15 protein-coding genes are annotated in these 14,804 nt (G+C 60.7%); 2 read left to right on the forward strand and 13 right to left on the reverse strand.

The window, feature by feature from the left end; genetic code table 11:
• Window positions 1-188 precede the first annotated feature (188 nt).
• The 12 genes from NKI73_RS22020 to NKI73_RS22075 all read right to left on the reverse strand — a co-directional run bounded on the left by NKI73_RS22020 (window position 189) and on the right by NKI73_RS22075 (window position 13,211).
• Complete coding sequence (locus NKI73_RS22020; RefSeq protein ID WP_352632982.1) at window positions 189-2,534, reverse strand: type IV secretory system conjugative DNA transfer family protein; 2,346 nt, start codon at window positions 2,532-2,534, stop codon at window positions 189-191.
• Entirely contained in the window at window positions 2,512-3,558 is a 1,047-nt protein-coding gene (gene virB11 / locus NKI73_RS22025; protein WP_352632983.1) for a P-type DNA transfer ATPase VirB11, read from the reverse strand. Before virB11 ends, NKI73_RS22020 begins: the two co-directional genes overlap by 23 nt.
• Window positions 3,524-4,822 carry a type IV secretion system protein VirB10 gene (virB10, locus tag NKI73_RS22030; protein WP_352632984.1) on the reverse strand — a complete coding sequence of 433 codons (1,299 nt, stop codon included), beginning with the start codon at window positions 4,820-4,822 and terminating at the stop codon, window positions 3,524-3,526. The genes virB11 and virB10 overlap by 35 nt, the downstream gene beginning before the upstream one ends.
• A 7-nt stretch (window positions 4,823-4,829) precedes the next feature.
• Window positions 4,830-5,666 (reverse strand): P-type conjugative transfer protein VirB9, encoded by an 837-nt coding sequence (gene virB9 / locus NKI73_RS22035; RefSeq protein WP_352632985.1) that lies wholly within the window; start codon window positions 5,664-5,666, stop codon window positions 4,830-4,832.
• Window positions 5,663-6,394, reverse strand: a complete 732-nt coding sequence (locus NKI73_RS22040) for a VirB8 family type IV secretion system protein (RefSeq protein WP_352632986.1) — start codon at window positions 6,392-6,394, stop codon at window positions 5,663-5,665. The genes virB9 and NKI73_RS22040 overlap by 4 nt, the downstream gene beginning before the upstream one ends.
• Before the next feature lie 13 nt (window positions 6,395-6,407).
• Window positions 6,408-7,478, reverse strand: coding sequence for a TrbL/VirB6 family protein (locus NKI73_RS22045; protein ID WP_352632987.1), 1,071 nt, complete (start codon window positions 7,476-7,478; stop codon window positions 6,408-6,410).
• A gap of 226 nt (window positions 7,479-7,704) precedes the next feature.
• Window positions 7,705-8,379, reverse strand: a complete 675-nt coding sequence (locus tag NKI73_RS22050) for a type IV secretion system protein (protein ID WP_352632988.1) — start codon at window positions 8,377-8,379, stop codon at window positions 7,705-7,707.
• 50 nt (window positions 8,380-8,429) lie between these two features.
• Window positions 8,430-9,299 (reverse strand): hypothetical protein, encoded by an 870-nt coding sequence (locus tag NKI73_RS22055; RefSeq protein WP_352632989.1) that lies wholly within the window; start codon window positions 9,297-9,299, stop codon window positions 8,430-8,432.
• A gap of 8 nt (window positions 9,300-9,307) precedes the next feature.
• Window positions 9,308-11,719, reverse strand: a complete 2,412-nt coding sequence (locus tag NKI73_RS22060; protein WP_352632990.1) for a VirB4 family type IV secretion/conjugal transfer ATPase — start codon at window positions 11,717-11,719, stop codon at window positions 9,308-9,310.
• Window positions 11,720-11,721: 2 nt separating this feature from the next.
• A complete protein-coding gene (locus tag NKI73_RS22065; RefSeq protein ID WP_023819753.1) occupies window positions 11,722-12,030 on the reverse strand; it encodes a VirB3 family type IV secretion system protein in 309 nt (102 codons plus the stop codon).
• Between the two features lie 5 nt (window positions 12,031-12,035).
• Window positions 12,036-12,344: a TrbC/VirB2 family type IV secretion system protein gene (locus tag NKI73_RS22070; protein WP_023819752.1), complete on the reverse strand. Its 309-nt coding sequence runs from the start codon at window positions 12,342-12,344 to the stop codon at window positions 12,036-12,038.
• Between the two features lie 12 nt (window positions 12,345-12,356).
• Entirely contained in the window at window positions 12,357-13,211 is an 855-nt protein-coding gene (locus NKI73_RS22075) for a lytic transglycosylase domain-containing protein (RefSeq protein WP_352632991.1), read from the reverse strand.
• A gap of 89 nt (window positions 13,212-13,300) precedes the next feature.
• On the opposite strand from NKI73_RS22075, the gene NKI73_RS22080 reads away from it, so the two are divergent.
• Both NKI73_RS22080 and NKI73_RS22085 read left to right on the forward strand, forming a co-directional pair.
• The gene (locus NKI73_RS22080; protein ID WP_155924268.1) at window positions 13,301-13,840 is read left to right on the forward strand and encodes a hypothetical protein; all 540 of its coding nucleotides are present in this window, start codon (window positions 13,301-13,303) and stop codon (window positions 13,838-13,840) included.
• A complete protein-coding gene (locus NKI73_RS22085; protein ID WP_352632992.1) occupies window positions 13,840-14,439 on the forward strand; it encodes a thermonuclease family protein in 600 nt (199 codons plus the stop codon). Before NKI73_RS22080 ends, NKI73_RS22085 begins: the two co-directional genes overlap by 1 nt.
• Here the strand turns inward: NKI73_RS22085 and NKI73_RS22090 are convergent.
• Window positions 14,396-14,680, reverse strand: coding sequence for a hypothetical protein (locus tag NKI73_RS22090; protein ID WP_081740738.1), 285 nt, complete (start codon window positions 14,678-14,680; stop codon window positions 14,396-14,398). The genes NKI73_RS22085 and NKI73_RS22090 overlap by 44 nt on opposite strands.
• Window positions 14,681-14,804: the final 124 nt, after the last annotated feature.

Below are 14,804 nucleotides of genomic sequence, written 5' to 3' on the forward strand. Positions count from 1 at the left end.
ATCGGTTTTGATACAGGTCGGCTAGAGTGAAAATCAATCGCATGTTACGGACCAGCAATCAGCTCACGTCCCCACCAAGAACCGGGAGGCGCAACGAAACGGTTCGATGCGCCCGCCATCGGATTTGGGACGCTTCGTCTTGTTCACACTCGACATAGGCACGGAAGGCACAAATCGCTCATTTGTATTCAACTGAATTTCACGTCCTTGCGATCGCCGTGACGTCTAATTTGATCCTGCAGGGCCTCAAGAGCGGCTGACGGTACCCCGTCGACATCTCCGCTATCCACTGACGGTGACAGGGAACGAGCGCCGGCCTCCACTTCCTGATCGACCGATGCGAGCAGCGCGGCGATCGACGTGGACTTGTTTCCCGGCCGGACTTGGAATTGCAAGACACTCGCCTTGACTTCAGACGCACTCGGGTCGGACGTCTTTGATGCTGCCGGCGCCGATCGCCGGCCAAGGGTGGGAAGCGGCCACGGCGCATCATCAGCCGTCTGATCGATCCGCTTCGGCTTCAACTCCGGAACTTCAGCGGCGACCTCGCTCTTGGCTTCAGCCTTACCGCCCGTTGGAAGGCCTGAGCTTGGCAGCGCCTGTGGTGCGTCCGCGCTGTCGCTCTTTATTTTCGGCTTTAACGCGACGGGATCAGCCGTTTCAGCCGCCGCACCAGTCGCACGCGGCACCGCATCGGCATAGGCTGTATCGCCCGAAACCGGCGCTTCGACGGTATCGGGTTCCCCCAACTCGAAAGGTGCCGCCGGCGCGTTGTTAGCCGCCGCTTCGACCTCCGCCATGGAGCGCAGCGGAAGATCCTGCCATCGGGAGAGAGGCGGTACTTTCAGGCGTCGGTGCCGAAATTCCTGGTAGGTCGCTTTATAGGGAGCGTCCTTATAATAGGTGATCTTGCGCACCATGAAACCAGGGGGGCTCGAGCCCAGAACCACGGCCTGCTTCGCCGGCAGTTGCCGAAGCTCCGCCGCCGTTCGGAACGGCCTTTCCTGATAACTTAAACTCTTGTCTCGGCCACCAAATATACCTTGACCAGCCCTGATGATCGGTGTGGGCACCTCGATCGTGGTCGGCCCCAGCATTACAGAGACATGTTCCGAGGTCTCCACGTCGTTCATGCGGATGAAAAGCTTCACCTGACACGCGGTCACCGTGGTGTGCCGCGTCGCTTTTCCATAGACTTCGTCAAGCTGGGCAAGATCCTGCAGGATCAGGACCATGCGAAAGCCATAGCCCGCGTTGATCGCCAGCTTGGAAACGATAGACTCCATTTTGCCGAGCTGGCGAAACTCGTCGATCATCACCAGGACCTGATAGGGCTCGTCCGGGCCTGGCGAGGAAGCCATCAGCACATCATGGATTTGCTGAACCAGGAGTTTGATGATGGGCCGGAACACGTCGAGCTGCGCCACCGAGCAGCCGATGAAGAGAGCCGTCGGGTCCTTGCGAAACTTCGAGATATCGAAATCGGTCGACGCCGTAGCGGCTGCAACGAGATCATTGGTCCAGGGGTTGAGAGCCGCCGTCAGGTTGAAGTAGGCTGAGTTTCGCGTTTCCTTTTCCAGCGCAATGAACTGGTTGAGCCCGTGCACGACCCACGAAGGCAGATATTTTTCCTCGTCATTGCGGATATTCGTCAGCACCCTGAGAAAATCCACGCCGGTCGAAAGAAGCATCGCGACGGCGCGCAAATGACGCTGCCCCTCATAGCGTGGTGACGTCAGCACATAGCCGATCATGGCCGAAAGCAGCTGCCGGCCGGCGCGCGCCCAGATCTCGGAACTTCCTGTCGCGTCGGGGATGATGAAGGAGGAGACCACCGCGCAGTCCGTCGGCATGCGCGCATCGCGCCGGATGAAATCCAGCGGATTATAGCGATGCGAATCCTGCTCGCCGGGCGAAAAGAAAAAGACCTTATCGCCGAGAGCCTGCCGATGCGCACCGAACGCCTCGAAGTTCTCCCGCTTCGGATCGAACCACACCGAGGATCCTCGCCACATGTAACCGTTCGGAATGACAAAGCTGACGCCCTTGCCGGATCGGGTCGGCCCGACCACCAGGACGTGCGCGGGCTCGTCCGAGCGGATCGTCGCCCCACCCATCTTGCCGAGGATCAAGCCTTGCTTTGCCAGCAGGTTTTTCCTTTCGGCATCCATGATCGTGCCGAACCGCGCATTGCCGTAGTGCTTTGGCTTGCGGTTGATCAGGCTTGCAAAGACCAGGCCGACGCCGATCGCCACGACAACCGCGACCGCGATCACGCCCCGGATGATCGTCTCGCCCTGCGTGGGATGATAGGCCAGGCGCTGGCTGAAATGCTGCCAGGCAACGAACAGGCCGCTTAGGCTGCGTTGCGCGTTCTGGTATTTTAGAAGCCCCCAGCGCGAGGCGCCTTCAGAGGGCAGCGCGGGAGTCCACCGCCATGTCGCCACCAGCTCGTAGGCCAGGCTCCAAAGGGCAAAGAAGGCGGCGAGGCCGATGAGGCCGAGGAGAAGCCTATAAGCGAATACGCGAGACATTCTGGGGAACCTTTCTGGCGGCTCTCCATTCGGTCATGCGGTTGAACCAGATCGCCGAAGTTCCGCGCCAGCCGCCCCGGCGCGTTTGTTGGATCACAATCGGCAGGACCGACCGCACGTAATCGATGATCTCTGCCTTGCTCAGCCCGAGCCCAGCCTGCATGACCATCAATGCTAGCTGCTCAAACGCACCGGTCGGGCTGTCCGCATGGATCGTCGTGATCGATCCGGGATGACCTGTGTTGACGGCGCGCAAGAACGAATAGGCTTCCGCTCCCCGGATCTCGCCCAGGAAGATTCGATCCGGCCGCAACCGCATGGCGGCTTGCAGCAGCGTTTCAACGGTCACGTGCGCCAGGCCCTGGTCGCCCTTTGATGCGACGAGGGGCAGATAGTTGGGCTGGTGTGGTTTAACCTCTCGCGTATCCTCAATGGTGAGGATCCGCTCATCCGAAGGCACCTCGTGCAAAATCGCGTTCAGAAACGTCGTTTTGCCCGACGATGTGCCTCCTGAAAGCAGGATCGAATACCGCTCCCGCACGGCCAGGCGGAGGAAATCCTCGATCTTGCCGGCGTCGAGACATTCGCAAAGGGCGCTGTCGGTCTCGCTCAATTCGCCGGGATCCTGGACGGAGATCGTATCGAACGCCCCCCGCTTCCGGTAATCATCAAGGCGCATATCCTTCACGACCTGCTTGCGGATCGCGAAGGCGCCTCCTGTCGGCGTCGCCGGCGCAAGCACGCCCTGGAAGCGTTCGCCGCCGGGGAGGGCGGCCGAAAGCAAGGGATTTTCCTCGCTGATCGATTGCGAGGATGATGCCGCTATACGTTCCATGAGGTAAGTGATCGCGGCGCGGTCGAGCTCGGGGACGTCGAAGGGCTCCATATGTGTCGAGCCAACAATTTCGACCCACACAAGCCCAGGTCCGTTTGCACAGATTTCGACCACGCGATCGTCGTCAAGCCAGCGCCGCACCGGCTCCAGCGCCTTATTTAGAAAGACGGTTCTTTGCTGCCCGCTCACGTCGTATCTCCCTCAACGCCTCGCGTACGGGGTCCGGATAGAACTCGGAAAAATCGAGGTCCCGGCGGACGAACACCATGATGCGCGACCCCTGATCGACATGGATCGTGGGCGCGATATTGATCGAATTTTGAAGCGCCTCTTCGGCAATGCGGTTGAGGCTTTGGGAGACCTGTTGCGCGCCGATCTGGCGCGCGCTCTGCAGGTATTGGTTGGGCTGCGTCTGGATTGTCACCGTCTGTCCGGTCTGCGGGTCCGTGTAGGTCTGGTTGGTGTTCGACCCATTCTGGTCGTTGCCAAGGTTGGCGATGAATTGCGTCGCACCGCCCACGACACTTAGAAGGATCGCCGAGCCGAACCGCTCGAAATAATGGTTGTCGACCTCGCCCGGCATGCCGCTGCGACCGAGCTCGTCGGTGCCGGTCGAGCCGAGCTGCACCGACATGCCGTCCGATCGAAGCAGGCGTGTCCACACTATGAACACCCGCGTTTGGCCGGTTGCGAGGCCACTGCGATATTCACCGATAAGGCGGGAGCCAGCGGGGATCAAAACCCTGCGACCGTCGAACGACCACACATCCTCCGACACGACGGCCCGAACCATACCGGCAAGATCGCTCTGGATCGCGGTCTCGAGCACGCCTTTGATCATCGTCCCTTGGGCGACCAGAGCGTCCGTGCGCGGGTTCATCGTGGCTTTCGATGTATCCGCTCCGCTCTGGCTCGCCCTTGCCAAAAAACGCCGATTGGGGTCCTCCTCGCCCTCGCCTGCGTTTCCGGCCGCCGCTGCATCCGTACCATTGCCGCCCAATGCTGACGCACTGCCAGGCGCATCGCCGCTATCGACAACGAGCTGCTTGGCGCGCAAGCGCTCCCATTTGCGGCGTTCCTCTTCTTCTTGCCTGCGCCGTTCTTCCTCAGCCAGACGACGGGCCTCGGAATCATCCTGCACCTGTGGTGGAGCTGCAGGCGGTTGCAAGGCTGGTGGAGGGGGAGGCGGAGCCTCGACCGTCGACGGCGGCTGTGCCGGCGCCGCCGGCGGCTCCTCGGGAGCCGTCGGAATTTTCAGGGTGCCGTTATCAAGCTGGGGACGCGGCGTTTCGAGCCCAGGTGCGGGAAACTGTGTGGTGTGAAACTCCTCGCCATCCGACGCCGTCAACAGCGGCTTGTCTGGCGCACGCGTCGCCGCATAGATCATCCAGCCGGCGAAGACCACCGCCCCGAATTTTGGCGGGGCGACCGCTGTTCCTTCCTCGGCGAGCATTCTGTACTCATTGGGAGATGGCATCAGGCCCCCTCACTTTCCGAACAGTCCCACCGCCGACACGCTGCGGCTCGTAAGGTTCGAGCCCGGTCGGTTCGTTCACATTGTTCAGTCTCAGATTGAAGACGCAGGTTGCTTCGTTGCCGTTGCGCAGCGTCCATTGGTAGTTGACCTTGTCGACGACGATGTACGCGCCCTCGCGGCGGTAGTTCACAAGCGTCTCATTGCGCTCGCTGTCGACGACATAGATCGCCGGCACTTCCCTTGCCGGATCGAAGCGGAACCAGGTCTTCACGCCGTCGTCGTAGATCACGAGCGGCTTATTTGCCGACGACCCCTTATAGGCATAGGACGAGTTGGCGTTTTCGGCCTTGAAACCCTGCCGGTTCGGCTGTGCCGCCCGGGCCTGGGCTTCGTCCATCAGCGCCGCGTCCGACACCTCTTCGGGATAGCGGAACTTGATCGCATAGACTTGTTGCGCAACCGGCCGAAACTCGCCGTTGAGGAAGAACACATAGCTGCGCTTGTTGGTCAGGACGTTGAGATTCCCGCCCGCATTCTTCTCGATCGGCTTCACAAAGAGCACATTGCCCTTCTTGTTGGGCTCGATGCTCCAGGCCGGGACGTCGCCAGCGCCGAGTGTTTCGATTTTCTCGTCATCGCCGAATTCGATCATGGTCGAGGCGCCATAGCTGGCCGGCACCGACACCACATCGTCCTTTTGATACCAGACGAAGCGAATGCGACTGTCACGAGATCCCGCCCGAGGGATCTGTTCGGCAAGGGCCGGCTGAACCGCGCAAACGCCGAGCCCGATTGCCATCAGGATGGCGGCGACCTTCATTGCGGTGTCTCCGCGGTGGGTGCCGGCGCCGTCTCCTGATCGCGCCGATATTCGAGCACCTGGAAGCCGAGCGGATTTTGAAAGCGGATCTCGTTTTTGGCCGGCACGCCGGTGTAGCGGAACCGGATCAACGACACCCAATGCCGCTGCACGGTGTTCGCCTGGCTCTTTTCCTCCGTCATGAACCGGATCAGGGCGGTCCTCTGGTTGGGAAATGTCACCGACTTCACGGTCACCGCCACGACGGTGTTTCGCCCATAGAGCACGACCGGGTTCGTCATCTTGTTTGCCGGGCTGAAAAGCTCGACGAGCTCCCTCGAGGCATCGCCGGCGCTCAGCAATTGCGCGAGATCGAAGTTGTCCTTCAGCGCCTTCGGATCGTAGGTCTCGCGAGCCTTCACATAACGGACGATATCGAACATCCCCATCGACTCGTCCTGCTGCAAAGGCCCGTCGGCCAGCGGCCGCTTGACCTCGACAAACCCGGTGGATTTGTCGACCACCACCATGTAGGGCTCATAAGTCTTGAGCGGCAGCGCAAGGATCAGCGCGCCCACCGCTGCAACGGCAATGACCGAGGCGACGCTTGCCACACACCACGCCAGAGATCGCGACCAGCGATTGCGCCGCGCGATATCTTTTTCCCAGATTGCCGCATCCACGTAGTACGGCAAGGGAGACTCGGTTTCCTTCGCCGGTCCCCCAGCGCTTTCCTTCACATCGCTCATTGGTGCCCCAAACCTATGCGGGATCCGTCAGCTTTCGGGAAAGCCGTGCATATTCCGCTGAATCCTCATACCTTCTCTGTGCGAGGCTCACGCGCGCCCGCTCGCGACCCACTAGGCGTTCCTGCCGCGTGCTCCAGCCCAAGCGTCCCATCAGCCTGCGCTGACCGGCTTGGCCCATCGCTGCGAAGGCGCCGCCGTAGAAGCGCCCGAACGAAGGCGTTCCAATACCAATTCCGCCCGCGAGCGAGGCGGCAACGTTGGTGATTTGCGACAGCAGCAGCACGCCGACGAGGCAGATCAGGATCAGCGGCGCGGCTTCGGTCAAGGTCGTTGTCGCAGCACCATTCGACCGGTTGACCGCGTCGAAATAGGTCTGGGTGATCGAGATGAAGAAGGCACAGAAGGCGTAGACCAGAATCTGCACGCTCATGTACTGCACGATCGCGGTTATCCAGCCGGCGAAGAACCGGGTCGTATAGCCGAACAGCATAAGAATGATGAACACTGGGGCGAGCGCCAGCAAAAGCCAAAGAAAGATCTTCGACAGGATGATGAGGAAGATCGCATAGCCGATGAGCAGCGCGCCGACGACAAGGATGATCGCCGCCAGTACGTAGCCGCCGAAGTTCAACACGCCAAGGCTCTTGATAAAGGCGGAGGTGGAATTGGCGAGCGAATCCCAGATGTTTTGCAGGGCCGTCTGCACGGAGTTGACGGAGTTCAGCCCGGCCGATGTCCCGGTCACATTGGCCGAAACGCTCGTCAGAAGGCTGTTCCCGATCGCGGAAGGTGTCTCATTCGCGAACGAATAGGCATATGTTTGAAAGTCCCCCCAGCTCGTCGCCAGAGCGTAGATGACGAAGGCGCGGAACAGGCGCCAGACTATCTCTTTTCCCGATCCGGTCGAGGTTCCCTGCCAGATGCTGATAGCCCAGAATATCACGTACAGCGTCAGCATCAGGCCGGCGACACCCACCTGTCCCCCGCCGGTCAGGGCCGACGCGAGGTTCTGGTAGGCTTGCGATACATAGTTATTGCCGAACTGATCGACCTGTTGCAGAAGCGTCGTGATATTGAAGTTCATTTTTTCGCCGCCCTACCTGGAAACAGAGATGGATCGCCATTGAGTGCCTTCATCGGACCGCACTCGAATGGCTTCTTCGCTCCTGTTCTTGGTTCAGGCGCCGCGAACGCCATCGGCTGCATTGGTCCCTCGTCGCGCGAGCATGGAGCCTTGAGCGGCTTGTGGCCGCACCCGGAGGTGGCGACAGCGCCAATGATGGCGGCCGCTGATATAAGAAAGCGCACCGTCATTGGCCGGACTTGTATTCGAGCCCCCGCGAGGCCTGGGTGATCAGGTTCATACGATCGATGTTTTCCTGATTGGCGGCCGCCGTAGCGGTGTTCACCGCGCCGATCAGCTCGTTCACGGTCAGACCCGTTTGCACCATGATCTGGCTGTTCTGATCGATCGAGCCCTTGATGTCCTGCGCCGTGCCGATCCGTTGAGCGCCCGACTGAAAAGCGCTGGAACGGGTCTTCACCCCATTTTGCGAGGAGTCGACCAGTCCGGTGACCGTGGCCGCGACGTTCACCAGGGCGCTGTAGTTCTTATCCATCTGCGTCGTCTGGCCATTGATCAGGCCCGAGATGGTTTTCACCAGCTGCAAGCCATTGATCATGTTCGAAACGATGCCCTGCGATCCATTGCCGAGGCCGGCGAACGACAACGAGCCGCCCGAGATCACGCTACCAAGCGAAGGCGCCTCCCCCATGGAGAAGCCGCCATTGCCCAAGGCCATCTGCGCGAGCTGGCCGGCCTGGCTCGACCGGTCGCCCGTGACGGCCTGCAGCGTCTTTTGCGTATAGTTCATGATGTTGCGGTCGGTGCTGAGGATCTCGCTCGTGGCCGATGCAATCTGCCGAGCCTGTTCCAGATTGGCCTCGTCGATCGTAGGCACCTGCGCAAAGGCGATGCCGCCCAAGCCAAGCAAGAGTGCCGCTGTTAACGGAATTCCACGCATAGCGCTTTCTCCTATTGAGCCTGATATTGCTTGACCGCCGACATCAGTTCGTCGGTCGTCATTGTCACGGGAGCGCGGTTCGCGTCCCTTTGGATTTGCGAAAGCACGGGCGAGACGTTTTCAACCGTGTCGGTCGTGCGCGGCGCAGTGCATGCGCCGTCCGTCGACGGGCAGCACAGGTTGCCGGCCGTGCCGCCGCCGCTCGTAGCCCCGGGACAGCTTGTCGAGCCACCCGAACCAGGCGGCGGGGACGCGGGAGTGGGCACCACCAGGCCGGAGGATCCCCGACTTGTCAGTGTGGCAGTGCCAATGTTTCGCACGTTGAAAGCTTGGGCGAAGAACCCTGTCGCCTGGATCACCTCGTTGAAGGTCAGCCCGCCTTGGGCGCGGATTGCGCTGTTGCGGTCGAAGGCTTCCATGACCGTTTTGTCAGTCCCGATATCCTGACCCATGGTCTCGAAGGACTGCCTGTTGGGGGCCACCGTTGACATGCTGCCATTCATGCCGCCGAGAACCTGACCGGTGATATCCAACTGGCCACTTTCGCCGGCATTGCCGCCGACAGCGCCCGATCCCGAGCCGGTCGAGGCGAACGCCGAAGAGCCCTTGATGTCCGGATTGGCCTGTTCCAAGGACGCCTGGCCACTCGCCGGATCGACCGAAGCCTTCGGGCTCTTCACGTTCTGCGCCTTTTTGGGTGTCGTTACCGAGCAATTGACGCCCTGCGTGGCGGACTTGGTGTCCTCCTGGATGAGCTTGATCTGAACCTTATCGGCCTTGTCCTCGCTCCGCTGCGACAGAATAGGGCTGTCAGAAACCGGCACGGCCGCCATGGCCGTCGATCCCGCTAAAATCGTCACAAGGGCGGCCGTCGTGCCCATAATGGTCTTCATTCCGCGTCCCTCCCAAGAAAGATTGGCAACCAAACCTGCGGATCGTCGCCGACACGCGCGCGCAGCGCGTCGAGCTCCTGAACCGTCTCAATTCGACCGGAGAGGATCTTGATCGCATCAGGCATCGCGCCCAGATTGAGGCGCGCAATGACGCTGTCCTGATCATGCTTGATCAGGAATTTGCGGGCTTCGGGCGGGGTTTCGCGGATCCATTTGATCTCGCGCTCCGACAGCCCGAACGCCCTGTGCGATTCCTCGTCGGCCTTCGGGTTGGGGAAAAAAATATTGGTCGGCGTCTGTTCGATCAGCGTGTTGGCGATCGATGACTTCACGATGTCCGCCGCTGACTGCGTGCCGAAGCCAACGATGCCATTCAGCTTACGAATGGTTTTCAGCTTGTCCTTGATGAAGTAGCTGAAAATATCATTGTCCAGGAGCTTCCAGCCTTCATCGAGGAAGATCATGACCGGTTGCCCGTCAAGCAGCTCCTCGATGCGATGGAAGATATAGAGCAAGGCTGCCGTGCTGGTCGTTGCGTCGCTCAACACGCTCGTCATGTCGAAGCCGAAAATGGACGACATCGAAAACGAGTCTTCCGCGTTGTTGAACAACCAACCGCGCTGATCGGGCCTCATCCATGGCTGCAAGCGCGAATAGAGATCGTCATCGCCGGCGCGCATCGCACCGCGCAACAGCTCGGCGAACTCCTCCATGGTTCGACCTTCCGGCGGCGCGCTCGCCACCTGGGCGATCGCGTTGCGGATGACTTGCTCCTCGCGCGTCGAGTGGGCGTGTCCGTCGGATCGACGCAGCATGAAGCTGAAAAGCTGGAAGAGAAATTCCCGGTTGCGCGGCGTATCGGGCAGGCGCAACGGATTGAAGCCGGAAGGCTCCCCGGCCTTCAAAACCTCATAGCGGCCGCCAAGCGACCGCACGAAGATATCCAGGCCACGGTCCTTGTCGATCATCACCAGCTTGGGGCGCGGCGTGATGCGCTGCGCCTGTGCCGCGAGAAAGCCGAGCAGCACCGTCTTGCCCGAGCCCGAGGGGCCGTTCAGAGTGAAGTTGCCGAGATCTCGAACATGGAAGTTGAAGAAGTAGGCCGTTTGCGACGTCGTCTCGAGGACGCTTATCGGCGTTCCCCAATGCACCCCGCCAGTCCGGCCGCTCGGATAGTTATGAAAGGCGGAGAAGCCCGCCATGTTCTTCGATGAGATCATCGACTTGCGCGCCACATAGGCGAAATTGCCAGGCAGGGTGGCCCAGAACGCAGGTTCACAATTCAGGTCCTCGCGAACCCACAGGGCGGACACCTCGGTCAGCGCCGTGCCGACATCGGTCACGCAGCGCGCCACGTCGTCCATGGTCTTTCCAAGGCACAGCACCGTCAGATGATGCAAACCATAGAGCGCTTCCGAGGACAAAAGCTCATCGCGCGCTTCACCAAGTTGATCGGCCACGATCGAGCCTGCTTCATCCGACATGTCGATCTTGCGCCCGACCCGCTCCATCTGGGTCAGTGCCTGGGGCTTGTCGATGATGGCGAAGGATTGCGTGACGATGAATTCGTGCGGCACCTTCAGCATGGGGTTGAGCATCCCCGGTCCCGTGATCGAGGGGTACTCGCCTACCGAAATGATGGCCCCGTATCGCGTTTCGCCAGGGAACGCCCCGCGAATTTCCAGCGCATTCGGGCCGAAGAACAGCCGCTTTGTCGCTAGCGCCTCCGCGAGTTTCATGCGCGGCAGTGCCATCGGCCGCGGAAATCCGCCATTGACGAGCTGCACCAGGAATTCCAGCGGCTCGGAATGCCAAACGTCACTGCGCTTGACGACGGTGAGAACCCGCGCGCCATAAGCCTGCAGGCTCTCTTTGACGGCTTTCATCATGTCCGTGAGTTCGATCAGCGCCCGCTCCTCGCTCGAAGAGCGACCGTCCGCAGCCCTTCGTCCCAAAAGCTTGCGGATCACGAGATCCGCCGTCCCGACCGTGCCTTGCAGCTCGCGCCGCACGATGGTCAGGTAGATATCGTTCACAAACATGCGCTGGGTGCGCAGGGCCGCCGTATAGCGCTGGTCCAGCTCTTGGCAGAACTTGTTTTCGAAGCTCGACTCGATCGCGGGCTTCACCTCGCGGCGCACGATATGCGAGTAGATCGCATAGCGGGAATTCGCCAACCCCCGAATGAGATCGTTGCGGCCGAGCAGGCGCGAATTGATCTCGGCGATATCGATCGTCTCGAAGCACAGTCCGCTCATGTGAACGAAGGACATCAACATGCCGTCCTGCGTCTTGATCACCTCGTCGGACACATGCCGCGAATAGGGTATATGGGCCGAAACCGGATTCTCCCGACGAGACACGGCCCCGAAACTCAGTTCATCGCGAAGAGCCCGTGCGATCGCCACGGTCACACCCGATAACTGCGCGCACCCCAGAAGCTGGCGCTTCGGGGCGGCGTCTTGCGTGAACGGATGAACATGATCTCGATGAACATGGGATCGCGCATGATCGCGATCCTGGCAACCGCATAGAGCGGCACGCAGATAGAGAGCATGACCAGATTATGGGTTGCGAGGAACACGACCGCCGTCAGCACGCCGATGAACCCCGCAAGCTCGTAGGGAATGCCGAGCACCGTCGGCGCTCGGGTCAAGCCCTTGACCAGCGGAGTGATCAACAATTTGGGCTCGCCAGGATCGATCCGGCCGTCTGCCATGCCGATCACCTGCCGACCGCGGATTGAAAGAATTCGACGATCTGAGCCGAGCCGAAGACCAGCACGATACCCAAGACCCAGCTTCCGGCCACAAACCATGACAGGCGTGCCGCCCAGGCCATGAAGCCCATGAAAATGCAGAAAAGAACGGCCAAGGCCGTCGCGATCGGACCGGTCAAGGTCTGCACCAACGTCTGCAGCGTGCTTTGCACCGGCTGGAGATTTCCGCCACCAGCCATCGCCTGCGTTGCCAAGAGCATGAGCGGCATCGCCACACCAGTGCTGCGTGCAGCAAACATCTTCCACAAGGTCATCAAAGCTTCTCCTCAGTCAAAGTTTTGCACCATCCCGCCCTGCCAGACCGGCGCCGTCGCTTCGCGAGACGTCATTGTGCTGCTATTGCGGGAGTTGGCGCGGGATGTCGGATCATTTCGTTGATCCGCTGCGCCGGCCGCAGCCGGTTGAACGCCGGCCAGGTCAAGGCTCACCGCCCCGGCGGGCATCACCGCCTCAGACCCGACCGATGGCCATTGGTAGAAATCGTTGATGACGTTGGCGACGTAGCCAACTGTCTCGGAGTAGGGCGGAACGCCCTTATATTTGAGAACCGCGATCTCGCCGGCATTGTAGGCGGCGAGCATGTATATCGGGTTCGGAAATTTGCGATGCAGATCCCGCAGAAAGCCGATCCCACCTTTCACATTATCCGCGGGATCGCAGATATCGACCCCGTAGCTTGCCGCCGTGGACGGCAGAAGCTGCATCAGGCCATAGGCCCCTTTGGGCGATAGCGCACCGGTATTGAAGCGGCTTTCGGCCCGGGCAACCGCGAAGACGAGCGGCGGAGCAAAGCCTTGCTGGCGCGCGACCGCTTCGACGATTCGCTGTCCTTCTTCCTTCGACAGCGCAGCGACGCCGGGGCAGGGGTTGTCAGCCTTGGCCGACGTCACAGTTGTGGGTGCGCTGTCAGCGTCGCCCGGCGCACCGACCCGCTGCACGCCCTGGCTCTCAACCTGGTAGGCCGGCATCACCCGGCCATTCACGTCGACGGCAGCATTAACGCTGGTGGCGGGAGCCGTAACGCGGTCCTGGAATCTTTGCGAAGCTTCCTGTGCAGACGCCGCTTGGCACGTCACCAGGATCGCACCCGCTGCAAGTACCGTTTTGCGGGATCGAATCATTAAAATAATCCTGCGCCGTTGCCGATTCTGGAATGCTGAATTAATACAATGACTCGATGAACTGCAATCGCGAAATTGAGGCAGACACAATGAAAATGAGCAAGGTTCTTCCCGTTGTGGCGTTTTTGCCGACCTTGTCGGTTTTGTCGGCGGCGCCGGCCCATGCTGATGATTTTGGCTGCAAGGTCTTGCTGTGCATCCTCAACCCGCAGGGTTGGGCGAGCGTCGGGGAATGTGTGCCCCCGGTCGAGCGCGCTTTCCGTATGGTCGCGCATGGGGAGCCCTGGCCCCAGTGCCCCGAGGCCGGCAGTTCCGGTCGTATCGGATATGAGAAATTCAAACCCTGCCCGGACGGCACGATCGCCGTCTCGCCCGAGACGGAATCGAGCGGAAGCGACAACAGCTCTCGCTCACAAACCGTCTACAAGCCAGACAGCAACGGCGCTTTCTGTGCTGCGCGGAATGCAACGAATGCCTCTTGGGGCACGAACCCGAGAGGTTCGGGTTACGGTGCGCGTCCAACATCGGCCGTGACGCGGCGCGAGCAGAGGACGGAGCCAAACTATCTCGATCTCACAACGACCGACGGCAAACAACGGTTCTGGTTCAATCTGAGCAGGTATCAATAATGAAACCTGGATTCGCCGCCGCCGGCATTCTCGCGGCCGTCCTCGCCAGTGTTCCGGCACTGGCCGAGGACAAATCCAATCCCTGGTTTCCGATCCCCGCCACAGCATCGTTCAGCACCGGCGACACCTGGACCTATGCCGGTGAGACCCACCGTCTCTATGGCGTTCAAGCCTGCCTGCGAGGCACATATTTCACAAATGCGGCACGGGGGCATGTCGATTGCGGGGAGGCAAGCCTTGCAATGCTCGTGTCTCTCATCCGGGATCTCAAACCTCAATGCTACACGGCCGCCTGGCAGACCGCGACCAAAACGCGCTTCGTCGTTTGCGTCGCGCAGCCTACTTCAGGATCCGCGGCCGGTTCTCGCATCGATCTCGGCACGGCGCTGATCTCGACCGGCTGGGCGTTCGCGGCCGTCACTCCGAACGGCGCTCCGGTCCATGCTCCTTATATCGTCGCGCAGGAGGTCGCTAAAAAGCAGCACCTTGGCCTGTGGCAGTTTGCCGACGTGCCCGATCCGAATGCCATCATCCTCCGCGATATCCGAAACGCATCTAACCAGGCTGGTCAGTCTTCGAATCCGCCTGCAAATCGATAACTGGTCCCCGGCGCGTTGGATCATACTGTACGTTCTGCTGAGGCCATCGCCAAACCACGAACGCGACGGCAAGCGCAATCGCCGAAATCAATCCGAGAACAATAGCCGCGACCAGCCCCGGCTCTCGCCAAAACGATAGACTGTCCCACTGGTTCAAAAGCCGGGCGCCGGACAGCACCAAAATCAGGACTGTTGCTATGACGATGCCCGTTCCCGGATCCATGTCGAATTTCTTCAGCATCGCTTTCTCCTTTTCGCACTCCCTGGTCACGGCCCCGATCAACGATCGCTTCCAGCGCAAACGCCGGCGCCAGACGCAAGCTCAGACGTAGCCTGCCCTACGGGGGCGCCAGCCGTCGTCCGCG

Source organism: Mesorhizobium sp. M0496 (assembly GCF_040321205.1).
Taxonomy (GTDB): domain Bacteria; phylum Pseudomonadota; class Alphaproteobacteria; order Rhizobiales; family Rhizobiaceae; genus Mesorhizobium.

What these genes read in the sequence shown, in the direction of transcription:
- NKI73_RS22020 (WP_352632982.1), bottom strand. Translation starts at nt 2,534, where the DNA reads ATGTCTCGCGTATTCGCTTATAGGCTTCTCCTCGGCCTCATCGGCCTC.
- virB10 (WP_352632984.1), bottom strand. Translation starts at nt 4,822, where the DNA reads ATGCTCGCCGAGGAAGGAACAGCGGTCGCCCCGCCAAAATTCGGGGCG.
- virB9 (WP_352632985.1), bottom strand. Translation starts at nt 5,666, where the DNA reads ATGAAGGTCGCCGCCATCCTGATGGCAATCGGGCTCGGCGTTTGCGCG.
- NKI73_RS22040 (WP_352632986.1), bottom strand. Translation starts at nt 6,394, where the DNA reads ATGAGCGATGTGAAGGAAAGCGCTGGGGGACCGGCGAAGGAAACCGAG.
- NKI73_RS22045 (WP_352632987.1), bottom strand. Translation starts at nt 7,478, where the DNA reads ATGAACTTCAATATCACGACGCTTCTGCAACAGGTCGATCAGTTCGGC.
- NKI73_RS22055 (WP_352632989.1), bottom strand. Translation starts at nt 9,299, where the DNA reads ATGGGCACGACGGCCGCCCTTGTGACGATTTTAGCGGGATCGACGGCC.
- NKI73_RS22065 (WP_023819753.1), bottom strand. Translation starts at nt 12,030, where the DNA reads ATGGCAGACGGCCGGATCGATCCTGGCGAGCCCAAATTGTTGATCACT.
- NKI73_RS22070 (WP_023819752.1), bottom strand. Translation starts at nt 12,344, where the DNA reads ATGACCTTGTGGAAGATGTTTGCTGCACGCAGCACTGGTGTGGCGATG.
- NKI73_RS22075 (WP_352632991.1), bottom strand. Translation starts at nt 13,211, where the DNA reads ATGATTCGATCCCGCAAAACGGTACTTGCAGCGGGTGCGATCCTGGTG.
- NKI73_RS22080 (WP_155924268.1), top strand. Translation starts at nt 13,301, where the DNA reads ATGAAAATGAGCAAGGTTCTTCCCGTTGTGGCGTTTTTGCCGACCTTG.
- NKI73_RS22085 (WP_352632992.1), top strand. Translation starts at nt 13,840, where the DNA reads ATGAAACCTGGATTCGCCGCCGCCGGCATTCTCGCGGCCGTCCTCGCC.
- NKI73_RS22090 (WP_081740738.1), bottom strand. Translation starts at nt 14,680, where the DNA reads ATGCTGAAGAAATTCGACATGGATCCGGGAACGGGCATCGTCATAGCA.